Origin of the sequence: Bacillus sp. GZB, from assembly GCF_001975995.1 — a bacterium.
GTDB classification, from domain to species: domain Bacteria; phylum Bacillota; class Bacilli; order Bacillales; family Bacillaceae; genus Bacillus; species Bacillus velezensis.
This window is the reverse complement of record NZ_MTQG01000017.1, coordinates 331,224-353,113: the sequence shown is the minus strand read 5'-3', so window position 1 is coordinate 353,113 and position 21,890 is coordinate 331,224. Positions and strand designations below refer to the sequence as shown.

Below are 21,890 nucleotides of genomic sequence, written 5' to 3'. Positions count from 1 at the left end.
CTTCAGTTGTCTCACTCTTCTGTTACATACCTGCCCAAACATCTTTCGCATATCTTCCTTCCGCCTGCAGCTGTTCAAGCCACTCCAAGGAAACTTTTGAATCAGTGTTATGCACCTTTTCATACGCCTGAAGCAGTACATTTTCCACGGCCGGAGCCATTTTGCTTCCGTCACCGCATATATAGAGATGGCCGCCTTGGTCAAGAAGAGCAATAATTTGTTCAGCCTCGCGAAGCAGAACATCCTGTACATATACTTTACAGTCCTGATCTAATCTGGAATACGCCCGATGCACGGTGACAAGGCCGTTTTTCTCCGCATGGTCGAATTCATCTTTGTACAGATCGTCTTCTTCAGGATGCCGGCAGCCGAAGTATAAATGAGCTGCGCCCAGGATGTTACCGGACATTTTTTCGGCAGCGCGGGCCTGGATAAATCCCCTGAACGGCGCAATTCCTGTGCCTGCTCCGACCATAATGAGAGGCGTTTTCGGATTTTCAGGCAATGCGAAACCCGACTGCGGCGAGCGGATGAAACACACGGCAGAATCGCCATTCTGTAATCCGGCTAAATAGTTCGAAGCCACGCCCCGGTATTCCCCACGGCCGCTCCATGCCGGAGCCGTCACAACGCCGACCGTGATACTGAGCTCCCCGCTGGCTGCCTTCGGTGAGCTTGAGATTGAATAATAGCGCGCCTTTAAGGACGGCAGAAGTTCTAAAAAGCGCTCAAACGGCAGTTCACATGCAGGATAATTTTCCAGCAGGTCCAGCATGGTCATTCGTTTTTTCAGCACGTTTTCTTTATATGCCGTATCATCAGAATAAAGATGCTCCAATTCTTTTTGGTGCGGCGGGCACACGGTATGTGCGGCAAGTTCGCGAAGCTGGACTCTCGTTGCCGGCTCCTGCAGCTCTACATAAGACGCCAAAAGCTCCGGCGCATTAACCGGCCGGTCCATCGGCAGATGAGGCAGCTGCCGGCCCTTGATCTTAAAGTGCTGGTTCGGATCAAGACCGAATCGGCGAATGACACGGCTGATCAGTTCCCCGCTGTTTTGCGGAAGCACCCCGAGATGATCTCCTTCCTGATACGTTTCTGTTTCGGGGAGACGCAGCTCAATATGCCGGACTGAGCGCTTGCTGCTTTCGGTATGAAGCTCTTTGTTTGTGATGACCTCCGCCTCAAATGCTTTGTACGTTTTGGCAATCGGCGTCTCGGCTGCTTCACTTACGTATTCGATTGATAACTGTGATTTGTTTGTCTGTTTTGGAGCGGCCTCTATATGAAAAGCCTTCATGATGTCCTTCCAGAATGAGTCTTCCCAGGCTTCCTGACTGTACTCAAAATCATCGGCATTGTCGCCCTCTCCGATAGAGGTCAGCCGTTTTGCCCCTTTTTCTTCAAGCACTTTGTCTATCAGGCGGGGGACCCTCTGGTAAGTGGCGGCCCAGTTGCGGTCTCCGCAGCCGAAAACGGCGTAAGAAACACCCTTTAATTCCTGATCTTCAAGGGTTTCCATCCATTTCACAAAACCCGCCGCATTATCAGGCGGCGCCCCGTTATAAGAAGCCGTAACAATAACGACCGCGCCTTTTACAGGCAGTTTCCCGGCATAATCATCGAGCGGGCCGGTTTCAGTTGAAAATCCTTTGCTTCTTCCGATACCAGCCAGCTCTTCCGCGATTCCTTCTGCAGTTCCTAAATTTGATCCGTAAAGAATGAGAAGCGGCGTTCCGTGGGACGGGATTTCTTTCGTTTCTTCTTTGTGACCGCTTCCTTCAGCTTTATGGTTTTGTACGGGCTGATGATTGGACACGTCCTTGTTTTTCACACGGATTTTAAAATCACCGGGCTTAATGGTTAGAGCTTCTTTAATCGTAAGCTCATAATCGGTATGATCAATCAGTTCAAAGTGTTTCAGGACAAGGCCGAGCACCATTGTCGCTTCCTGAAGGGCAAACTGCATCCCGATGCATGCTCGCTGTCCGTTTCCGAACGGCTTATATGCATCAGCCGGAATTGCCGCGGGATCACTGAACCTTTCCGGGCGGAATGACTCGGCATCTTCTCCCCACGCGCTTTTATCCCGGTGCAGCTGCGGAGTCAGAATCGTCACCGGCTGTCCCTTCGCAATCGGATATTTCCCGCCGAGAACCGTATCTTCCTTCGCGTACAGAGAAAATGCCGGGGCAGTCGGATACAGCCGCAAAGTCTCGTTTAGCACCATGCGGATATATGTCAGCTGCTGAATCTGCTTATATTCAGGGGTCTCTCCCGTCAGCACCCGCTCGGCTTCCTGAACAGCTTTTTTCAATTTATCTTTATTTTTCAGCAGGCAGTATATCGCAAAAGAAAGCAGCCCGCTTGTGGTTTCATGCCCAGCGATCAAAAAGGTAATGATTTGATAACGGATATTTTCATCATCCAGCCTTTCCCCCGTTACAGGGTCTTTCGCTTCAAGCATCAATGCTAAAAGGTCAGACAGATTCTCATCCGGATTTTCCCTCCGCTCAGCGATGATCCGGTCTACAAGCGAATTCATCTCTTCAATATCCTGCTGGAACTGATGTCTCGTTTTGATCATCAGCTTGTCCTGCAGGCTGTGTCTCTGCGATTGGCGCATTGCCTCCTGCAGCGCACGAAGCATACTTGTGATAAAAGGATGCTGTGTGTCGCGGTAAAAGCTGTTAAAGCGGTAATGAAATCCGCACAGGCCGATTGTATCCAGCGTCAGGCGCGTCATATCTTCGGCAACGTCAATTTCTTCATTCGGATTTAATCTGCTCCACTTCTGCACGAGCTGCATGGCAATATCCAGCATCATTGAATGATAGCCTTTCATCGCCTTCTGGCTGAAGCTCGGCAATAAAATCCGATGCGCTTTCTGCCAGTTCTTTTCGTGAGTCCAGCTCGTAAATAGTCCGTCACCGCCAAACTCACGGACTTTCAGCAAGGCTTTGCTGAGATTTTTGTCAAATCGCTTTTCATCACAGACTTCTGCCGCAAGCTCGCGGCCTGATACGAAGACCCCGACAGAGCTCGGAAATTCAAAACGAAAGATCGGGCCGTATTCTTCGGCAATTTTCCAAAGCGATTGTGACAGTTTTTCTTTTTCCAAGTGAGGGAGATTTTTCAGAGGCCCGTATGTTTTCGGCTGCGGTATAGCGCTTAGCTGTTTCATATCGATCTTCCTTCCTTCGGCGTATAATTAATGAGTTCTGATGGCATCCCAAGAACATTGTTCCAATTCTTTCAGAAACGGTTTTGTTATTTCGACGCTTCCCGTCCGGACAAGCTGATAGAGTTTGAGATATGCCCCGAGCAGCAGCGCCATCAGCACATTGGACGGCAGATTGCGGAGCACACCTTCAGACTTGCCGCGCTGAAAAAAGACGTCAAGCATCTGTGTTATTTCATCAAGAAGCTTACGGCTCGTTTCATTCAGAAAGTAGGCGTCCTTATTCGTTTCAAGAAAAAACAATGCATACTCACTTTCCTTCGTAAAATCAATCAGACAATAAAACAGGTGATGAAACCCTTCTCTTACAGATATCCCCTGAAAGTCCGTTTTGACTTTTTTCATAAAACGCTGCGCACTTTCCTGATACAGTACGTTCACAAGTGTCTCTTTACTGTCAAAGTAACGGTAAATTGTGCCGGTTCCGACATCGGCCTGAGCGGCGATCATCGGAATCGTCGTGGCGTCAAATCCTCTATCTGTAAACAAAGTAAGCGACGCTTTCATAATGAGTTCAACCTTGTTTGAAGCTGTCATTTCATCCCCCTTTCTAAATGCGGAATGAATATTCATTCCGTTTGTTCAAAATATTTAAAATGTACGGTCATCTGATTACCATTGTATAAGAAAAAAACTTTTTTTAATATAAAATATATGTGAAATAACCAAAAATAAGGAAATATGCCCAATTTCACAAAAAGAGCTGCAATGACTTAAGCAGCTCTTTTTATTTCCCAAGAAATATTCTATTTAATGGCAGTAATAAAATGGAATGAATCTCTGCTGACAACTGAAATGTCTCTGAAATGCTGATCATAGAGCACCTCAATCACATCCTTCTCACTCATCCGCGAAGGTTTCAAAACCATATAGAAACACCCGTCAATTTGAAGAACGCGGTACACTTCTTTACATGCTGTCCGGTAATCGCTGACTGTTTCAGCAGTATGTAATGAGAAGACTTTATGAAAACTGCGGTCGCGGAACGGTATGCTTTCCGGCCTCCCCTGCTGAATGTTTCCGAGCCCGGCTTTTATAACCGAACGGTTTGCGCGCTGTGTTTTCCGTATTTTACGTTTCGATGTTTCTATGCTTTTAAGACTGCCCTTTTCAAGCTGTCCGATGATTTGTTTAAACATTGAGCCGTTTCCGGTCCCGATTTCCAAAATGCGGTCGTATTCCTGTATGTCCATCAAGATTTGCTGAATGACTGACTCTGCCGGTTCTGATGCAGCAAAGTATTTCGCGCGCATTCGTTTTAATGCTGAAGATGTATGTTGCAACATTGTATAACACCCGCTTTTCCATTCCTGTGATTTATTATTCAGAAATAATATTACCTCGTATTAGTATGAGGTACTAACTAGACGCACTTCTCTTCATGAACGTTTCGATTTATTTGAAATTTATATTTGTTTTCATAAAAAAAAGACGGAAAACGTAGGTTTTCCGCCTGCTCTAGTACCAATAATACGGTGCTATATATCTTGTCTGCCGGGAAAGCGCCGCCATTCTCTGCCGGCGGTACGGGTTGCCGTAGCCGTGTTTAAATGAATGGGGCATTGACGCATACCCGTGCCCGATGGATGGAATTCTGTTCTGACCGCCTTGCATGTTATCACCCGCTTACCAATTTTTCTTTCTTTACCATGGTATGCAGGCCGTCTGCGACGTGACAGCAACATCCTCGCTAAACCTGGTCCTTCTCCATTGTGTAATGATTCAGCAGTTCAATTCTGAACATGATGATCTCCTCCTTCTCCTCCGTTTTGGCCCTTCGTGTCCGTTAGTTCATATAAAAATGTTTCAGCTGGCGTTCTTTCGCTTCATTATAAAACTCTTCGACCTGCTGTTCTCGTTCATACTCTTCCGCACTTTTAAAACGCTTTGAAATGGTCAGTGTTAAAAAGAAAAGATTAATGGTCATTATCGCTCACCCCCTTTCAATATCCGCACAAGCGAAAATAACCCGCAGCAAAGTTCATATGCGCTGCGGGCAGACTAAATCCGCAGACAAAAGAAGACGGTGCTTCTTTCCCTGCGGGGAGCTGCGAATGTCCTGATACTCCGAAATTAACGTGCTTGACGGGCAGAGGTTAAGGAAGGACACGAACTCTTCCACAGGCTGAATCGGTTCAATTGTAGATTTTGATTGCCGTTTAACGTCGTCATGTGATTCAACCTCCCTTTGCTTTTTTCTTACTTTGTAAGTATATCCATCAGCTTCCATTTTGTAAACATTTTTTTCAAGATTTGGACGGAAAATGTGCTGGCATTCCGCTTCAATTGTCCGTGTTTTCCGGCATCTTTCTTACCTCAGGAAACTCTTTTCATCCCTTGCTTTTTCTGATCTTTTTTTGAATATGCAATAAAATAAATAAGACCGACAAACACTGCCCCGCCGATGACATTCCCGATAAAGGCCGGAATGAGATTGCCAATCAGATCACCCCACGAAAAAGAACCTGCAAAAATCGCAGCCGGGATGATAAACATATTGGCTACAACGTGCTGAAAACCAATTGCGACAAACGCCATAATCGGAAACCATATACCCGCGATTTTTCCGGCTCCGTCTTCTGCGCCGAAAGAAAGCCAGACGGCCAAACAGACAAGCCAGTTACAGCCGATCGCCGAAACAATGACTTTTCCAAACGGCATATCCAATTTGCCTTGTGCGACCGCAATCGTTTTTTCCAAATACGGTCCTGTTTCGGTTAATCCGACAACATGTCCGAAAAAGTAAGCGACAAACAGTGCGCCGACAAGATTCATCAACGTCACGATCACCCAATTTTTCACTAATGCACCGGCGGATATTCTTCTGGAAAACAGCGCCATGGATACCGACATCATATTTCCCGTAATCAGCTCCGCGCCGGCAAGAACAACGAGCACCAATCCGATAGGAAACACGGACGCCCCGATTAAACTCGACAGGCTTCCCCATTCTTTCGGAAGGTCGCCGATGACACGGATATCAAGCAAATAACCGAGTGCGATAAACGCTCCTCCCAAAAATCCTAATACAATCAGTGCTGAAAGCGGTGAATGCACCTTTTTTACCCCTGATTCGACCGCAAGCTCCGCTATTTCGTCCGGTTTACGAAAAGCCATAATAACCCCTCCATTTATCATTTCAGCCCGCAGTTTCCAAAGACGCCTAACAAAAAAGGCAGCATTCAACTAACCCGTCTGAAAAAACGGGATTTGAATGCTGCCTAACTTGTATGCATACCCATACAACAATATCAAGCAGAATGAAAATATGCGGTATAGAATATGTACAGATCATGCACACATTCCATAAAAAATCGTCCTTAGGCCACTGCCGGCAGTTCATATCATATCAAATGTGACAATTTCGTGTCAATTGAATATTGTCAGCTTTTGATTTCTTCTTTATGCTCTTCAATTGAGCGGTCAAAGACAAACACCGATACGGCTATATTTTCCTCTATTTTAATATCTGAAAACAGATGCACAAGCTTTGCTCCGATGAGCTCTTCCATTCCGTCAGGCGTTTGTTTTGAATACAGCTCCTGAATTAAGCTGGTTCGCGCCGCATGAACCATTTCTCTTCCTTCAGGCGTGCGTGCGATAAACTGCTCGCTTGCGCTTAGATTTCCGTAAAGTGTAGATACCGCCATGTTATCCACAAAAACGGTGTGAATTCGTTCAGGCCCCTTTCCAAATAATTCTTTGCGCAATTTCCGGATAATATCGTTAAATTCATGAATTTTTTTAGACATATTGTCCCCTCCGATTTTAGCCTATGAAAGACATTCCCGGTTCCCCTTTGTGACATTTCACCTGGTTAAAGTTTTCCTTTCGTATTGTATTATAATAAATATCACCTTATAATAAAAGCAGTGAAGATGGATTTGTAATAGGAAACGTGTTATGAGTCTATCGTTTTATACAAATAGGATTGGTCTGTTAGTAAGACTTGCTAGTGAACTATTCCGCCATGCGTATTTATACCGTTCTCCGGACAGGAGGCCGGTATCTATGTGCATGGCTTTTTTTCGAGTTTACAAGATGGAGGGGAATTGGAAGTGACAGACGTTCAGTCTATCCGTGTCACAATTGACGGCACGGAGTATGAAGCACCAGAGGGGTCTAAGATTTTAGATATTTTAAACCAAAACGGAATTGAGATTCCGCAAATATGCCATGTACCGGAAGTGGATCCGATTCAAACATGTGACACCTGTATTGTTGAAGTAAACGGGAAATTGCAGCGCTCTTGTTCCACGGCTGCAGAAAATGGGATGTCCATCTCGCTTACGTCGGGAAGGGTAAAAGAGGCTCAGACAGAGGCCATGGACCGCCTGCTTGAGAATCACCTGCTTTACTGTACGGTATGCGATAACAACAACGGCAACTGCACACTGCATAATACAGCGGAAATGATGGGAATTGAGCATCAGAAATATCCGTATACGCCGAAAGATGATTCAAAGTGCGCGGTTGATATGTCTCACCCGTTTTACCGCTATGATCCGAACCAATGCATCGCCTGCGGCCAGTGTGTGGAAGTGTGTCAAAACCTTCAGGTGAATGAGACCCTTTCAATTGATTGGGAGCGCGACCGCCCGCGGGTCATTTGGGATGAAGGCGTCGCCATTAATGAATCATCCTGCGTCAGCTGCGGCCAGTGTGTCACTGTCTGCCCTTGTAACGCACTGATGGAAAAATCAATGCTCGGCCAAGCCGGATTTATGACAGGAATAAAAGAAGATGTCATGGAACCGATGATTGATTTAGTAAAAAATGTTGAACCCGACTATACAAGCATCTTCGCCGTGTCAGAAGTGGAAGCGGCTATGCGCGATAAACGGACGAAAAAAACAAAAACAGTCTGCACGTTCTGCGGCGTCGGATGCTCTTTTGAAGTATGGACAAAAGGCCGTGACATCCTTAAAATTCAGCCTGTTTCCGATGCTCCGGTTAACGCGATTTCCACTTGTGTGAAAGGGAAATTCGGCTGGGACTTCGTGAATTCGGAAGAACGGATTACAAAACCGCTTATCCGGAAAAACGGCGCATTTGTTGAATCGTCATGGGAAGAAGCTCTTGATCTTGTCGCTTCAAGACTCGGTTCGATCAAGGCCGAACACGGAAATGGTTCTGTCGGCTTTATTTCTTCTTCTAAAATTACGAATGAAGACAACTATGTCATTCAAAAATTGGCGCGCCAAGTATTTGAAACCAACAACGTGGATAACTGCTCACGCTACTGCCAGTCACCGGCAACGGACGGCTTATTCCGCACCGTCGGAATGGGCGGTGACGCCGGCACAATTAAAGATATCGCAAAAGCGGGCCTCGTGCTCATCGTCGGCGCCAATCCGGCGGAAGGACATCCGGTTCTGGCCACACGCGTGAAACGCGCCCATAAACTGCACGGCCAAAAACTGATTGTTGCCGATCTGCGCAGAAATGAAATGGCTGAACGGTCCGACCTCTTTATCAGCCCGAAACAAGGGACTGACCAGGTCTGGCTCATGGCAGTAACGAAATATATGATTGACCAAGGCTGGCACGATCAAGCGTTTATTGATGAAAATGTCAACTACTTTGATGATTATAAAGAAACGCTGGAAAAATACACATTGGAATATGCGGAGCGCATCACCGGACTTTCTCAGGATACGATCATCCGCATTGCCGAAATGATTCGTGATGCAGACGGCACTTGTGTTCTTTGGGGCATGGGCGTTACTCAAAATACAGGCGGCTCTGATACATCAGCGGCGATTTCCAACCTGCTGCTTGCCACAGGAAACTACCGCCGTCCGGGCGCCGGAGCCTATCCGCTGCGGGGACATAACAACGTTCAAGGCGCTTGCGATATGGGAACTCTTCCAGGCTGGCTTCCGGGGTATCAGCATATTACCGATGATGCGGCACGCGCTAAATTCGAAAAAGCTTACGGTGTTGAAATTGACGGCAAGCCGGGTCTTGATAATATCGAAATGCTCCATGCGATTGAAGAAGGAAACATGAAAGCCATGTATCTCGTCGGTGAAGATATGGCGCTCGTCGATTCAAACGCCAACCATGTTCATGACATTTTATCCAGCCTTGATTTCTTTGTTGTGCAGGATATTTTCCTTTCAAGAACGGCGCAATACGCGGATGTCATCCTGCCTGCGGTTCCATCTCTTGAAAAAGACGGAACATTTACAAACACAGAGCGGCGTGTGCAAAGGTTGTATCAGGCGCTTCCGACACTCGGCGATGCAAAACCCGACTGGTGGATTATTCAGGAAGTCGCCAATCGTTTAGGCGCTGGTTGGAATTACACGCATCCTAGCGACATTTTCTCAGAAATGGCGAGCCTTTCTCCGCTGTTCGGAAAAGCAAGCTACGACGTCCTTAGCGGCTGGAACAGCTTCCTGTGGGGAAGCTTTACGGGAGAAAGCACTCCGCTTCTTTATGAAGACGGCTTTAACTTCCCGGACAAAAAAGCCCGTTTTGCGCTGAGCGATTGGGTGGAGCCTGCTGTATTCCCTGAAGAATATGACCTGCATATTAACAACGGACGGATGCTTGAACATTTCCACGAAGGAAACATGACAAACAAGTCAAAAGGCATTCAGTCTAAAGTTCCGGATGTATTTGTTGAAGTATCGCCGGAGCTCGCGGCTGAACGCGGAATTTGCGACGGAACAATGATCCGGCTCGTCTCTCCTTTTGGAGCGGTTAAATTGAACGCGCTTGTGACAGACCGCGTCCGCGCAAATGAGCTTTATCTGCCGATGAACTCTACAGATAAAGATTCTGCGATTAATTTCCTGACCGGGCCTGCGTATGATTCACGGACACATACACCTGCCTACAAGCAGACAAAAGTCCGCATGGAAGTGCTCGGTTCCTGTGATACTCCGCCGCTTCCGAAAACGAATCCGCGGAACAAAAAACGTCATCCGCAAAACGGTGTGGAAGCTCAGCGAAAATGGAACCGTCCGGGCTATGTGCACTTAACTGATTAAGGAAAGGAGGAAACATTATGGCAAGCCCAATTACTGAAATTCAAAAAGAAACGAAAACAGAGGAACAGCTGAAAGCTGAAAAACTGGAAGAGCTGAAGACGCTTCTCGCAGAAAATGAAGAAGCCGTCGCGAAAACGATGTCCATCATGGCAGAGCTGAATAGCTTGGGCATTTTTGATGCCGCCGGCTATATGCTCCAGGCAAAAGAGGAGATTGCCAAAATCGCACTCGGACAGATTTCCCGGGAACCTGTCACCAATCTCCTGAATACGATGATGGCCGCGGGAGGCGCGCTGTCAAAAGCTGATCCCGAATTTATGGGCAGACTTTTAGAAAGCGCCATGGCCGGGACGGATCAGGCGCAAAGATTTTTAAAAGAGGACAGGAAAGTCAGTATGTTTGAACTGATGAAAGCCGTCGGTGATCCTGATATTAACCGCGCGCTCGGCTTCGGGCTGCAGTTTTTAAAAGGAATGGGAAAAGAATTACGCGAAACCCCGTCTGAATAAGAAATGAAAAAGCCATTGTCAAAAGACAATGGCTTTTTTTTATTCTTCGGCCTCTTCCAGCCTCTTTTTATAAATAAGTGAACGGTCAACGCAGAAATAAGCGCCCGCTATAAATACACAATCCGTTACAAACATCAGCATTTTCTGGCCCGCAGTCAGCCCTTGTCCGGGAAGAACCGCGCCGATATAAATGAAGGTGCTGACTGCAAGCAGAATAAATGCGTAATGCTTAAAATCTTCTAGTAGTGATTTCAGTCTTTTCTTCTCCATATAAGGTCACCTGCCAGTTTTATAGTCTACCAACATTATAATACAAGCTGACAGCCGACAGAGAATGTAAATCTATCCATTCTTTATAATAGTGAATCAAGCGCCTGTTTCACATCCGCCGTTAAATCTTCAGTATCCTCAATACCGACTGAGATCCGTACGAGCCCGTCGGTAATGCCAAGCGCAAGCCGGCGGTCGCGCGGGATCGAAGCGTGCGTCATTCTGGACGGCACGGAGATTAAGCTTTCAACCGCTCCTAAACTTTCCGCGATCGTAAACAGGTTCAATTTTTCTAAAAACGCGTCGACGCGTTCGCTGCTGCCGACATCAAAGGAAATCATTCCGCCGAAACCGGAGCTTTGCGCTTTTGTCAGCTCATGTCCCGGATGTTTCGCTGATCCCGGATAATAGAGCGTTTGAACGGCATCATGCGCTTCAAGCAGCTCGGCGATTTTCCCGGCGCTGTGATTGATGGCATCCATTCTGAGTCCCAGTGTTTTAATGCCTCTCATTAAGAGCCATGAATCCTGCGGTCCTAAAACGCCGCCTGTTGAGTTTTGCACGTAATGAAGCTTTTCACCGAGCTCTTTATCAGCCGTGACGACTAAGCCGCCGACGACATCGCTGTGGCCGCCGAGATATTTTGTCGCGCTGTGCAGCACGATGTCCGCGCCGAAGCTGAGCGGCTGCTGGAAATACGGCGTGTAAAACGTATTATCGACGATAAGCAATACGCCCGCTTCTTTTGCGATGTCAGACATCAGTTTGAGGTCAGTCACTTTCAATAGCGGGTTTGTCGGTGTTTCGATATAAATGGCTTTCGTATTCGGGCGAATGGCCTTTTTGACTTTTTCTTTGCTGCTCGTATCGACAAAGTCCGCTTCAATGCCGAAGCGGTTCAGCACACCTGTCATCACCCTGTAAGTGCCGCCGTATACATCATCCGTCAAAATAACATGATCGCCGCTGTCAAACAGCATCATGACGGCAGTAATCGCAGCCATGCCTGAGCCGAACGCATATCCCGCCGCACCGCCTTCAAGCTCCGCAATTAAGCTTTCAAGCGCCGTCCGCGTCGGATTGGCCGTTCTTGAATATTCATAACCCGTGTGCTCGCCCGCTTTCGGCTGCCGGTACGTGCTTACTTGATAAATTGGTACGGAAACCGCTCCTGTTTTTTCATCTCCCGTAATTCCTCCGTGCACCATCAGCGTTTTTTTCTTCATCTTACTGACCTCCTTGAAAAATGTTTTTGCTTATATATCGATCGCTGCCATCAGGGAAAATAGTGACGATATTTGATCCGGCGGGCGCTTTTTTCGCTTCTTCAAGCGCTGCATAAAGAGCCGCCCCTGAAGAGCTTCCGATTAAGAGGCCTTCTTTCTCGGCCGCTTCTCTGACAAGCGAAAACGCCGTATCGTCTTCCACCGTGTAAATGGCGTCAAAATGGTTCTCGTCCATATAATCCGGGATAAACTCCATGCCGATGCCTTCCGTTTTATGGGCATGCGGCTCTCCGCCATTCAGGATCGAGCCTTCCGGTTCAACGATCACCGTTTTGACGGCAGGATTTTTCTCTTTTAAATAAGCTGCCGTACCGGCAAAAGTGCCGCCGGAACCCGCTCCTGCGACAAAAGCGTGGATATCCCCGCCGAGCGCGTTCCATATTTCGGGTCCGATCGTTTTATAGTAAGTCAATGGATTTACTCGGTTTTTAAATTGCAGAACGGCATAAGAATTATTAATCTCTCTCTCCAGTTCAAGCGCTTTTCGAATGGCTCCCTGCATGCCTTCTTCTCTCGGCGTATGCACGATGTCCGCTCCGAGAGCTTTCATAATTTGCTGCTTTTCTCTGCTGAAATGCTCCGGGACGCAAAAAACGGCGCGAAGCTGATGCTTTCTGGCGCACAGAGCGAGTCCGATCCCGGTGTTTCCGGCAGTCGCCTCAATGATAACGCCGCCCGGTTTCACCTTTCCAGTGCGAAGCGCATCTTCAATGAGCATCCCGCCCAGCCTGTCTTTAATGCTTCCGCCCGGATTCATCATCTCAAGCTTAGCATAAACCGCTGTTCCCTCCGGTATATCAAAATGCTTGAGACGGAGCAGCGGTGTATTTCCGATCAGTTCTGTAATATCTGTTATCACGTTCAATATATGTCCTCCTCCTGGAAAAGCGGAGGAGAACGAGAATCCCCCGCTTAGTGAATTCGTTTGATGACATTCAGGACAAGCTCAGTTGAATGAACGGCAGCCTGTTCTAAAAATTTATCAAATGAAACGTCAGATTCTTTTCCGGCAATATCAGATAAAGCTCTGATGACAACAAAAGGCGTTTTGAACTGGTGGCACACCTGTGCGACAGCCGCAGCTTCCATCTCAACCGCGTACAAATCCGCAAATTTGGCGCGTACGTCTTCAACCCGCTTCGGATCATTCATAAAAGAATCTCCCGTAGCGATTGTGCCTTTGGCGACTTGAATGCCGTTCAGTTCAGAAACCGCTTCCTCAGTAATACTGATCAGCTTTTCATCAGCTTTGTATGCTGCCGGAAGACCCGGCACCTGTCCGTATTCATAGTCAAACGCCGTCACATCCACGTCATGATGGCGGACATCTGTTGAGATGACGACGTCGCCTACATTCAATGTATGATGAAAACCGCCCGCTGAGCCTGTGTTAATCACATAATCAGGTTTGAAACGGTCAAGCAGAAGCGTCGTGCTGATCGCCGCGTTGACTTTCCCGATACCTGATTTCAGCAAGATGACTTCGATGCCTTCATAGCTGCCAGTTGTAAACTCACAGTGAGCGATCATCTCTTGTTTTGCGTCTTTCAGTTTGCTTCTTAAAATCGTAACTTCCTCTTCCATTGCTCCGATGACTGCCAGTTTCATTTATACACAATCCCTTCGATTTACCGTTTAATCGCCTCCATTATCCAGACAAAGTCATTTTGCTGCGTAAACCGCGCGGCAAATCCCTCTTCTGAAAAGATGTTTTTCATTGTCGCGAGTGTCGGATAATGTTCCGTCTTTAAATCGTCCGCTAATTGATGATAGCCGTTTCGGCTTGCTTTTTGAATGGCTTCATCATAAGCTTCATGATCTTTAAAGACAGTATCGGCAAACACTATTTTATCATGCTTCTGAAGGATTGCGCCATACTGCTTTACAGCCGTTCGCTTTTCTTCATCGGTTAAATGATGAAAGGCGTACGAGCTGACGATGGTATCTATTTGAAAAGGCGGAGCGGGAAACTCCAGAAAATCTCCGTCACTGAACACGGCTTTGTCAGAAAGCTTGTCAGCCGCCAGTTTTCTCATTGACGGAGACGGTTCTACACCAAACACCTTTTTGTTCGCGGCGGCTAATTTCGCCGTTAAATTCCCCGTTCCCGGTCCGAACTCTAAAACGTTTGAACCCGAAAGTGCGACAATGCTGTCAAGAATATTGTCATATCCTTTAAAAACAGCGGCATATTGTTTGTCAGCCCCGTGCACTGTGGCGTCATAAGTCGCTGCCCAATCTTCAAATAAAGGAATAAATTCACGGCCCATATTTTTCACTCTCCATATTTTATAATTCCTATGAGTATAGTATGGATTAATCGTGGAACAGTTCCTATCCTATCACAAAAAAGAATGGAAGGGTACTAAAATACTCTGGGATTATTGCGCAATTACGGCAGAAAGGCTTATACTTTCATTGACTCAGAAGAAAAATCAGGAGGATCTGTACTGATGAATTTTCAATTGGATTTAATCAAAGATAAAGTAGAATTTTTCGAAGCGGCATCTTTGCAGGAGCTTGAAAAGAAAATAAACGTTCAGATTGAAAACAACCAGGCGATTATGCTTCGCGTCCGTTCCGTATCCCATCAGGTGACGGCCGTTGACGGCAGAATCCTTTACAGCGCGTCGGTGCACTTTTCAGCTGACGTATGACAGAAAAAAGCAGCTGAATAATCAGCTGCTTTTTTGCGGTTATTTTAAGGTTTCTACTTTTGTCGGCTTCCAGCCTTTTTTGTCTTTCCAAGTGATGGTGACCTGATACTTTTTGCCGTTCGTTTTATCTAAAACTTTACCCTTCGCATCTTGCGGACTTCCATTGTTTCCGAGCCACAGCACTGTCATATGATCTTTTGACACGCCCGTTGCGTAAGAGATGGCGTCAAGCATTTCGGACCAGTCTTCAGAGCTTGAGTCATACGTCGCCGCATGTTCTCCCGTCTGCTTTGTGCCGACCGCTTTCCATTTTGGGTTAACAATTGTTTTCTCGACATCGCTTGATGAGCCGCCCTCTGTTATTTTTGCGCCTTTAAAAGGATCGCTTGAATCAGAGTCTTTTTTGCTGCTGTCATCACTTTTCGATGAATTATCGTCTTTTTTGCTGTCAGAGTCTGAAGATGAATCAGATGTGTCCTTATCTTGTTTATCTTTTTTGTCATCGTCTGATGCCGTATCTTTTTTGCTGTCTTTTATGTCTTCATCCGATGTCTGCTTCGTCTTGCCTGATGCAGGTGTTTCCTGCTTCTGGCTCGTGTCCGCTTTTTCGCTCACGTCGCCCGACGGACTGTTGATGAAGAGGCTGACGGCAACGACGACAATAAGAATAGATACGATAGCAATTAAAATGTTAAGCACCATATTTGCTTTTCTGCGCTTATCACGGTTTTCAAAACGAGATTGTTTATTGCTCAATCATTCTGCACTCCTTTATCCCTCTTGCTCAGCATATATTTTAACATGGGCTGAGCGGTTGTTCTATGTCTGATTTATTTCATTTTCATGTACCTTTTTAACAATATCATAAAACACTGTATTTGTCAGAGCCTTATCCCCCGGCGTGTCCATGTGCAGCACCACGAGAGCGTATTTCGGCTTGTCCGCGGGAAAGTATCCCGCAAACCATTTGTGGTAAAGCGTCTGTTTTTCTTTTGTGAACATTCCCGTCTGGGCCGTTCCCGATTTGCCTGCTATCTCATACGGCAGATCCTGAAACCTTCGGCCGGTTCCTTTCGGTGAGGTGACGACTTCTCTGAGAATTTTTTGAAGCTGCTGCGCCGTATATTTGTCGATGTTTTCCCCTTTTAACGGCTGATCTTTGAATGACGCCATCGTCGTTTTGTTTTTGTATTCAATTTTGTCCGCGATTTTGACTTGTTTTTTTTCACCGCCGCGCGCGATCGCCGCCATCATATTGGCGACTTCAAGAGGCGTGACTTTCACGTTTTTTTGCCCGATCGCCGTCTGTGCGACGGCTTTTTTTACGGTTTTGTCTTTGTCATCTCCCCAAATGACCCCGCTTTTTTCATTATACAGCTGCCTGAATCGGTCTTCCCGGTACAGCTTGCCTTCCCAGCCCGCCCGCTGGGTGAGACCGAGTTTTTCCGCCATGTTTTCAATAACGGAATCATCTTTTTTGATCAATTTTTCCGCAAGACTTGTAAACGTATAATTGCAGCTTTGGGCAAAGCTTTCTCCAAAACTGAGCGTGCCTTTGTCATCCCCCGGCTCTCCGTACAGGTTGAGATTGCAGTTAAAGGATGTGCCCAGCTTCACTTCGTTTTGTTCTATTGCGGCTGCGGCGATCACCGTTTTAAATACTGATCCCGGATAAATCGGCGTCAGCATGTAATTTTGCAATGTCTGCTGCTTTGACATGTCGGCGTCAGGCTTTGATACCATTCCGAGCACACTGCTTTTTTCAATGTCTAAAAGGACGGCTCCCCCCTTTTTTAACCCGCGGTCTTTCAATACATCTTCCATTGCTTTTTGAATATTGCGGTCGATGGAGGTTTTGACTTGCAGCGGATAAAACGCGTTTGCTTCAGCCGTATATTTGACGTCCATTCCGAATAAAGGGTTTCCCCTTCCGTCGACATGATACAAGAGTTTTGTGTCCTGATCCGCAAGTAAAAACTCATCAAACGTCCGCTCCATCCCGCTTGTCCCGATTTTTGCCGTGATCGGCAGTTCCTTCCTGCCGGGGTATTTCTTTTTCAAAAGCTCAGGGTCCTGGTTTGTCGCGCCCAACAGATGAGCGGCTATGTTTGTTTCTTTGCTGTCTTTCATATATACGCCGTAAATGCCGGGATATTTCAAAGAATTGATATTTGACACGGATTGTTTCGTCAAATGTTTTATTTTTCTGCTGTTCAGGATCACCGGTTTTTTTGCTTCCGTGAGCAGCTGCCTGAGCTCCCCCTGTTTCATTCCGAGAATGTCTGATACCCGGTCAACCGGCCAATCCTGCGTCACGAGAAAGGGAAACAGTATGACGGCAGGCTGCTTTTTTCCGGTCAGTTCTTTGCCGTCCCGATCAAGAAAAGAGCCGCGTCCGTCTGAAATAAGGACTTCTTCCGTCCGCTGCTTGACGCTCTCCTGAATCAGATTAATATTGGATTTTGAAAAAGATTCTGTGAAAAACAGCTGAATTTCAGCCAGCCTCGCAAGCAGAAAGAAAAACACGAGCAGAAAACAAATCACGGCCGCTTTCAGCCTTTTTGATACGATCATAAAAAAACACCTCATCCACATTTTGGACGAGGTGTTTCATTGTTAAACGGATCTTATGAAATTTTCACAATTTTCACGAGCATTTCTCCGCCCGGCGTCTGAACTGTCACTTCTTCGTCCACTTTTCTGCCGAGCAGGCTTTTGGCGATTGGCGAGTCGTTTGAAATTTTCCCTTCAAACGGATCAGCTTCAGCGCTTCCGACAATCGTGTAAGATTCTTCTTCACCGTCCGGCAATTCGATAAATGATACGGTTTTTCCCAAACCGACTACATTTGAACCGCCGTCGTCCTCGATGATTTTCGCATTGCGGATCATGTTTTCAAGCGTCGTGATGCGCCCTTCCACAAATGCCTGTTCTTCTTTTGCAGAATCATACTCAGAGTTCTCTGACAGATCTCCGAAGCTTCTTGCGATTTTAATGCGTTCTACTACTTCTTTACGTTTAACCGTTTTCAATTGCTCTAATTCTTGTTCAAGTTTTTGTTTTCCTTCGTGAGTCATCGGAAAAACTTTTTCTTGTGCCATGTTCCTTCACTCCTTGGTGGTTGTCCCTCAACAATAACGTGTGATTATGTATGAGAGCATAAACGAAAAAATCAAGAATGAGAACACAGGGCAGTCCTCGTTCTTCTCTCCCATATAGGTACTGTTTATCTTAAACTGAATATGTGTTTTCTGCAAATGTTTCGGTTTATAAACAGGGAAAGAAGGGAACTGTCTCATTCCCTTCCAGCCTATACATAATATGGTCTGAGTTATTTATGTCTATGCTATGGTATTACAAAATTGCATTTTGTTCAAGGATCGTTTGAATCTTCGTGACCATCAGATCAATCGCGACGTGGTTTTGCCCGCCTTCCGGAATAATGATGTCCGCGTAGCGTTTCGTCGGTTCAACAAACTGATTGTGCATCGGTCTGACGACGGACACATACTGCTCAATGACAGAATCGATTGAACGGCCTCTTTCGTTAATATCTCTCATAATCCGTCTGATGATACGGAGATCCGCGTCCGTGTCGACATAAAGTTTCATATCCATGAGGTCGCGAAGCCTTTTATCTTCGAGAACGAGAATGCCTTCCAGAATAATGACATCCTTCGGCTCAACCGGAATGGTTTCCTCAGAACGCGTATGCAGTTTATAATCATAAATCGGCTTTTCTATCGGCCGGTAATTCAAAAGCTCTTGAATATGCTCGATTAAATAGTCATTATCAAATGCGAGCGGGTGATCATAGTTTGTGTTCAGCCTTTCTTCAAACGGAAGATGGCTTTGGTCTTTATAATAAAGGTCTTGCTGGATCATTAAAATCGAGTGTCCTTTAAACTGCTCATAGATGGAACGGGTGACGCTTGTTTTTCCTGATCCGGAACCTCCTGCGATGCCTATAACTACAGGACTCTTACCCATTGGTGATTACTTCCCCTTTCTCATCATGTTGCTCGGATAAATCTTTTTGTCTACTTTAAATGTAACGATTTGCAGGGGATGGCGGGCAGCATCAAGCTCGTTTCCGTCTTCGTCCCAAATAGTGCCGATTGTGAATGTGAAATTGTCGATTTCAGGACCGAAAAATTCCACTTCGTCACCTTGTTTAAAGAAATTGCGCTGCTGGAGCGTCACCATTTGAGTTTCCTCGTTATACGCGAGCACGAGACCGGCAAAATCAAATGTTGTTTTCTTTCCGTGTTCACCGAACATCTGCTCTTCATACCCGGGCGTGCCTTCAAAGAAAGCAGGCGCGGTATCCCGGTTTGCACATTTGTCCAGCTCATCCAGCCATTCTTTTTGAATGACAAAGTTTTCAGGATCAGCGCAGTATGCGTCGATGACTTTGCGATACACGCTGACAACCGTCGCAACGTAATGAATTGATTTCATCCGGCCTTCAATTTTCAGGCTGTCGATGCCCATCTCGATCATTTGCGGAATGGATTCAATCAATTTTAAATCTTTCGGGCTCATCGCAAACGGAGCGTCTTCTTCGCCATAGAGCGCGACCGCGTTTGCACCGTCTGTCTGATACAGGTCATAATCCCAGCGGCAGGACTGACAGCAGCCGCCGCGGTTGGAATCCCGGGCTGTCATGTGATTGCTCAGCACGCATCGGCCTGAATAAGCGATACACATGGCGCCGTGGATAAAGGTTTCAATTTCAATATCCACCTTTTCCTTCATTTCTTTAATTTCCAGTCCGCTCGTTTCACGGGCAAGCACCACGCGGTCAAGTCCTTCTTCTTTCCAGAACTGCACCGCTTTCCAGTTGGAAAGGGACTGCTGTGTGCTGAGGTGAATTTCTACGTCCGGGGCCACTCTCCGGCATGTTTCAATAATCAGCGGATCAGCGACGATAATTCCGGCAACTTTTGCGTCTCCCAACGCTTTTAAGTATTCTTCCAGACCGTCCATATTTTCATTATGGGCGAAAATGTTTGTTGTCACATATATTTTTGCCCCGTATTTTTTGGCAAATTCTACGCCCTCTGCGATTTCTTCTATTGAGAAGTTATCCGCATTTGAGCGGAGTCCGTATTCCTGTCCTCCGATAAAAACCGCGTCCGCTCCGTAATGAACGGCAATTTTTAATTTTTCAAGGTTTCCTGCCGGAGCAAGGAGTTCAGGTTTTTTCGTAATGACGCGTTTTCCGTTTACGACTTTGGAAATGGTTTGATTTACGGCTGTCATCCGTTGCACCCTCCTTTTTAATAGACCGTTTCTTTAAAGAAGAATCCTGTGTCGATGCTTCTGTTCACAGGCTGAATGCTTTCAATCCGCTCTATCCAGCTCTCTTTTTTCTCTTCGTATGTCTCTCGGCTTTCGAAGCACAAATCGATTGCTTCTCTGTACATGCGGGTCACTTCAGTTAAGTATTCAGAAGACTTCAAAACTCCGTCGATTTTGAAAGAATCGATGCCGGCGTCCATCAGGTCCTCTAATTCATCAATCATGCACACATCGTTCGGGCTCATGATGTGCGTGCCGTTTTCATCTTCAAAAATCGGGTATTTATTGCCCCGTTCCTTGTCATGCAGAAACATCCCCGCTTCTTTTTTCTTCTGTTCGATGTCCATGATTTTACCCTGGTATTCGAAGTAATGGCCCACTAAAGAACGCTTCGATTGGAACATGCACGTCATGCCGTGGATTTGAATTTCAATTTCCACTTCAGCGTTTTCTTTTATGTCAATGATGCTGTCCATATTTAATTCCTTAGCCAGTACTGCCCGCCGTGCGCCTTTGCGTCCCCAGTAATTGCAGGAATAGTAGTTGGTTCCCGTTGTTTCCGTGCTCCAGTGCAGTTTAAGCTCGGGAGCCGCTTCACGCGCCGCCATTAAAACGGCCGGATCACCGAAAACAGCCGCATCAACGCCGGCCTCCTGCAAAAAGGCAAGATAGCCGTTCAGCTCGTCCACTTTTTCGTTGTGAAAAATAGCATTGACGGCGGCGTACACTTTCGCGCCTTCCTGATGAGCTGTTTTTACGGCTTCTTTTATATCTTCTCTTGAAAATTCACCGGCCAGTCTCAGGCCGTATCTCTGTTCTCCGACTAACAGGGCCGTTGCGCCCGCTTGAATGAGCGGAAGAATATCCTGTACAGAAGTCGGAGTCACCAAAAGTTCAGGTTTTTTCATGATCCTTCACCTCTTCTTTTTACTGATGGCGATGCCGTCTCCGACCGGCAGTATGACCGTTTGATAGTCAGGCCGGTCCATCAGCCATTGGTTATATTGATCAATTTTTTCAACAAGCTTCCGTCTTCTTTTCGGCTCAATGTCCGAGTGATTTTGTGCCACCAGCCCTTTAAACAGAACATTGTCCGTAAAAATGACTCCATCCGGCGCAAGCATCGGTTCATAGAGCTCAAAAAAGTTCGTGTACTGGCCTTTGGCCGCGTCGATAAAAATGGCATCATAAGGAGCCGTGACACGGACAGACTCAGAAAGTTCCAGCGCATCCCCGTGCATTACGTGAATCCGGTTTTCCATTTCAAAGTCTTTTATATTGTTCACAGCTTCTTCATAGCGTTTGTCGTCCCGTTCAATCGTGTAAATATTCGCATCCGGAAGCTCAAGCGCCATCCGTATGGCGGAATATCCGATTGCCGCTCCGATTTCCAAAATGTTTTTCGCCTGTTGAATCGACAGCATTTGAAGCAGCACTTCAATGCCCGCTTCTTCCATAATCGGAACATGGTGCTCTTTTGCATAGGCTTCAAGCTTTTTCACTTTATCAGGCCGAGGCTTCAGCATCGCGTTTATATACTCGTTTATTTGTTCATACCGATCATTCACGGCAAACAGCCTCCGTTCTAAAAAGGAGTGCCCCTGACGAATCCGCGGGGACAC

General features: G+C 46.5%; 22 protein-coding genes. 3 read left to right on the top strand and 19 right to left on the bottom strand.

The window, feature by feature from the left end; translation table 11 throughout:
* Positions 1 to 22: 22 nt before the first annotated feature.
* From BXO87_RS12770 to BXO87_RS12740, 7 genes are all read right to left on the bottom strand, one after another.
* On the bottom strand, positions 23 to 3,184 hold the full coding sequence (locus tag BXO87_RS12770; protein ID WP_038459318.1) for a bifunctional cytochrome P450/NADPH--P450 reductase: 3,162 nt from the start codon (positions 3,182 to 3,184) through the stop codon (positions 23 to 25).
* A 27-nt stretch (positions 3,185 to 3,211) separates the two neighbouring features.
* Positions 3,212 to 3,778, bottom strand: a complete 567-nt coding sequence (locus tag BXO87_RS12765) for a TetR/AcrR family transcriptional regulator (RefSeq protein ID WP_014418456.1) — start codon at positions 3,776 to 3,778, stop codon at positions 3,212 to 3,214.
* Positions 3,779 to 3,987: 209 nt separating this feature from the next.
* Positions 3,988 to 4,527: a class I SAM-dependent methyltransferase gene (locus BXO87_RS12760; RefSeq protein WP_007408228.1), complete on the bottom strand. Its 540-nt coding sequence runs from the start codon at positions 4,525 to 4,527 to the stop codon at positions 3,988 to 3,990.
* 172 nt (positions 4,528 to 4,699) lie between these two features.
* Positions 4,700 to 4,855, bottom strand: a complete 156-nt coding sequence (locus tag BXO87_RS20835) for a hypothetical protein (RefSeq protein WP_007408227.1) — start codon at positions 4,853 to 4,855, stop codon at positions 4,700 to 4,702.
* A 172-nt stretch (positions 4,856 to 5,027) separates the two neighbouring features.
* Complete coding sequence (locus tag BXO87_RS12755; RefSeq protein WP_003152787.1) at positions 5,028 to 5,168, bottom strand: YrzI family small protein; 141 nt, start codon at positions 5,166 to 5,168, stop codon at positions 5,028 to 5,030.
* Positions 5,169 to 5,557: 389 nt separating this feature from the next.
* Positions 5,558 to 6,358: a formate/nitrite transporter family protein gene (locus BXO87_RS12745; RefSeq protein WP_007408225.1), complete on the bottom strand. Its 801-nt coding sequence runs from the start codon at positions 6,356 to 6,358 to the stop codon at positions 5,558 to 5,560.
* 266 nt (positions 6,359 to 6,624) lie between these two features.
* A complete protein-coding gene (locus BXO87_RS12740; RefSeq protein ID WP_007408224.1) occupies positions 6,625 to 6,993 on the bottom strand; it encodes a Na-translocating system protein MpsC family protein in 369 nt (122 codons plus the stop codon).
* A 306-nt stretch (positions 6,994 to 7,299) separates the two neighbouring features.
* Between BXO87_RS12740 and fdhF the strand changes: the two genes are divergently transcribed.
* Positions 7,300 to 10,242 carry a formate dehydrogenase subunit alpha gene (gene fdhF / locus BXO87_RS12735; RefSeq protein WP_108655021.1) on the top strand — a complete coding sequence of 981 codons (2,943 nt, stop codon included), beginning with the start codon at positions 7,300 to 7,302 and terminating at the stop codon, positions 10,240 to 10,242.
* A 17-nt stretch (positions 10,243 to 10,259) separates the two neighbouring features.
* On the top strand, positions 10,260 to 10,751 hold the full coding sequence (locus tag BXO87_RS12730) for a helical membrane plugin domain-containing protein (protein WP_007612765.1): 492 nt from the start codon (positions 10,260 to 10,262) through the stop codon (positions 10,749 to 10,751).
* Between the two features lie 39 nt (positions 10,752 to 10,790).
* On the opposite strand, the gene BXO87_RS12725 is transcribed toward BXO87_RS12730, so the two are convergent.
* The 5 genes from BXO87_RS12725 to BXO87_RS12705 all read right to left on the bottom strand — a co-directional run bounded on the left by BXO87_RS12725 (position 10,791) and on the right by BXO87_RS12705 (position 14,577).
* On the bottom strand, positions 10,791 to 11,021 hold the full coding sequence (locus tag BXO87_RS12725; RefSeq protein WP_038459321.1) for a YrhC family protein: 231 nt from the start codon (positions 11,019 to 11,021) through the stop codon (positions 10,791 to 10,793).
* A gap of 83 nt (positions 11,022 to 11,104) precedes the next feature.
* The gene (locus tag BXO87_RS12720; protein ID WP_038459323.1) at positions 11,105 to 12,247 is read right to left on the bottom strand and encodes a bifunctional cystathionine gamma-lyase/homocysteine desulfhydrase; all 1,143 of its coding nucleotides are present in this window, start codon (positions 12,245 to 12,247) and stop codon (positions 11,105 to 11,107) included.
* Position 12,248: 1 nt separating this feature from the next.
* Positions 12,249 to 13,172, bottom strand: a complete 924-nt coding sequence (locus tag BXO87_RS12715) for an O-acetylserine dependent cystathionine beta-synthase (protein WP_015387961.1) — start codon at positions 13,170 to 13,172, stop codon at positions 12,249 to 12,251.
* Between the two features lie 47 nt (positions 13,173 to 13,219).
* A complete protein-coding gene (gene mtnN, locus BXO87_RS12710; RefSeq protein WP_007612774.1) occupies positions 13,220 to 13,915 on the bottom strand; it encodes a 5'-methylthioadenosine/S-adenosylhomocysteine nucleosidase in 696 nt (231 codons plus the stop codon).
* A 20-nt stretch (positions 13,916 to 13,935) separates the two neighbouring features.
* Positions 13,936 to 14,577, bottom strand: coding sequence for a class I SAM-dependent methyltransferase (locus BXO87_RS12705; RefSeq protein WP_032873890.1), 642 nt, complete (start codon positions 14,575 to 14,577; stop codon positions 13,936 to 13,938).
* Between the two features lie 183 nt (positions 14,578 to 14,760).
* On the opposite strand from BXO87_RS12705, the gene BXO87_RS12700 reads away from it, so the two are divergent.
* On the top strand, positions 14,761 to 14,964 hold the full coding sequence (locus BXO87_RS12700) for a YrzA family protein (RefSeq protein WP_003152771.1): 204 nt from the start codon (positions 14,761 to 14,763) through the stop codon (positions 14,962 to 14,964).
* Between the two features lie 39 nt (positions 14,965 to 15,003).
* Here BXO87_RS12700 and BXO87_RS12695 read toward each other — a convergent pair whose 3' ends face one another.
* The 7 genes from BXO87_RS12695 to BXO87_RS12665 all read right to left on the bottom strand — a co-directional run bounded on the left by BXO87_RS12695 (position 15,004) and on the right by BXO87_RS12665 (position 21,836).
* Entirely contained in the window at positions 15,004 to 15,720 is a 717-nt protein-coding gene (locus BXO87_RS12695; protein WP_038459326.1) for a YrrS family protein, read from the bottom strand.
* A gap of 63 nt (positions 15,721 to 15,783) precedes the next feature.
* Positions 15,784 to 17,538: a peptidoglycan D,D-transpeptidase FtsI family protein gene (locus BXO87_RS12690; protein ID WP_038459327.1), complete on the bottom strand. Its 1,755-nt coding sequence runs from the start codon at positions 17,536 to 17,538 to the stop codon at positions 15,784 to 15,786.
* A gap of 53 nt (positions 17,539 to 17,591) precedes the next feature.
* Positions 17,592 to 18,065 (bottom strand): transcription elongation factor GreA, encoded by a 474-nt coding sequence (greA, locus tag BXO87_RS12685; RefSeq protein WP_003152766.1) that lies wholly within the window; start codon positions 18,063 to 18,065, stop codon positions 17,592 to 17,594.
* Positions 18,066 to 18,318: 253 nt separating this feature from the next.
* Entirely contained in the window at positions 18,319 to 18,954 is a 636-nt protein-coding gene (gene udk / locus BXO87_RS12680) for a uridine kinase (RefSeq protein WP_003152763.1), read from the bottom strand.
* Between the two features lie 6 nt (positions 18,955 to 18,960).
* The gene (locus BXO87_RS12675; protein WP_007612788.1) at positions 18,961 to 20,229 is read right to left on the bottom strand and encodes a peptidase U32 family protein; all 1,269 of its coding nucleotides are present in this window, start codon (positions 20,227 to 20,229) and stop codon (positions 18,961 to 18,963) included.
* 17 nt (positions 20,230 to 20,246) lie between these two features.
* Positions 20,247 to 21,176 carry a peptidase U32 family protein gene (locus BXO87_RS12670; RefSeq protein ID WP_038459330.1) on the bottom strand — a complete coding sequence of 310 codons (930 nt, stop codon included), beginning with the start codon at positions 21,174 to 21,176 and terminating at the stop codon, positions 20,247 to 20,249.
* A gap of 6 nt (positions 21,177 to 21,182) precedes the next feature.
* Positions 21,183 to 21,836 (bottom strand): O-methyltransferase, encoded by a 654-nt coding sequence (locus tag BXO87_RS12665; RefSeq protein WP_007612793.1) that lies wholly within the window; start codon positions 21,834 to 21,836, stop codon positions 21,183 to 21,185.
* Between the last annotated feature and the right edge of the window lie 54 nt (positions 21,837 to 21,890).

Coding starts and splice junctions, on each gene's coding strand:
- BXO87_RS12730 (WP_007612765.1), top strand. CDS start 10,260: ATGGCAAGCCCAATTACTGAAATTCAAAAAGAAACGAAAACAGAGGAA.
- BXO87_RS12700 (WP_003152771.1), top strand. CDS start 14,761: ATGAATTTTCAATTGGATTTAATCAAAGATAAAGTAGAATTTTTCGAA.
- BXO87_RS20835 (WP_007408227.1), bottom strand. CDS start 4,855: ATGCAAGGCGGTCAGAACAGAATTCCATCCATCGGGCACGGGTATGCG.
- BXO87_RS12755 (WP_003152787.1), bottom strand. CDS start 5,168: ATGACCATTAATCTTTTCTTTTTAACACTGACCATTTCAAAGCGTTTT.
- BXO87_RS12720 (WP_038459323.1), bottom strand. CDS start 12,247: ATGAAGAAAAAAACGCTGATGGTGCACGGAGGAATTACGGGAGATGAA.
- BXO87_RS12675 (WP_007612788.1), bottom strand. CDS start 20,229: ATGACAGCCGTAAATCAAACCATTTCCAAAGTCGTAAACGGAAAACGC.
- BXO87_RS12705 (WP_032873890.1), bottom strand. CDS start 14,577: ATGGGCCGTGAATTTATTCCTTTATTTGAAGATTGGGCAGCGACTTAT.
- udk (WP_003152763.1), bottom strand. CDS start 18,954: ATGGGTAAGAGTCCTGTAGTTATAGGCATCGCAGGAGGTTCCGGATCA.
- BXO87_RS12670 (WP_038459330.1), bottom strand. CDS start 21,176: ATGAAAAAACCTGAACTTTTGGTGACTCCGACTTCTGTACAGGATATT.
- BXO87_RS12765 (WP_014418456.1), bottom strand. CDS start 3,778: ATGACAGCTTCAAACAAGGTTGAACTCATTATGAAAGCGTCGCTTACT.
- mtnN (WP_007612774.1), bottom strand. CDS start 13,915: ATGAAACTGGCAGTCATCGGAGCAATGGAAGAGGAAGTTACGATTTTA.
- greA (WP_003152766.1), bottom strand. CDS start 18,065: ATGGCACAAGAAAAAGTTTTTCCGATGACTCACGAAGGAAAACAAAAA.
- BXO87_RS12770 (WP_038459318.1), bottom strand. CDS start 3,184: ATGAAACAGCTAAGCGCTATACCGCAGCCGAAAACATACGGGCCTCTG.
- BXO87_RS12745 (WP_007408225.1), bottom strand. CDS start 6,358: ATGGCTTTTCGTAAACCGGACGAAATAGCGGAGCTTGCGGTCGAATCA.
- BXO87_RS12760 (WP_007408228.1), bottom strand. CDS start 4,527: ATGTTGCAACATACATCTTCAGCATTAAAACGAATGCGCGCGAAATAC.
- BXO87_RS12740 (WP_007408224.1), bottom strand. CDS start 6,993: ATGTCTAAAAAAATTCATGAATTTAACGATATTATCCGGAAATTGCGC.
- BXO87_RS12690 (WP_038459327.1), bottom strand. CDS start 17,538: ATGATCGTATCAAAAAGGCTGAAAGCGGCCGTGATTTGTTTTCTGCTC.
- BXO87_RS12725 (WP_038459321.1), bottom strand. CDS start 11,021: ATGGAGAAGAAAAGACTGAAATCACTACTAGAAGATTTTAAGCATTAC.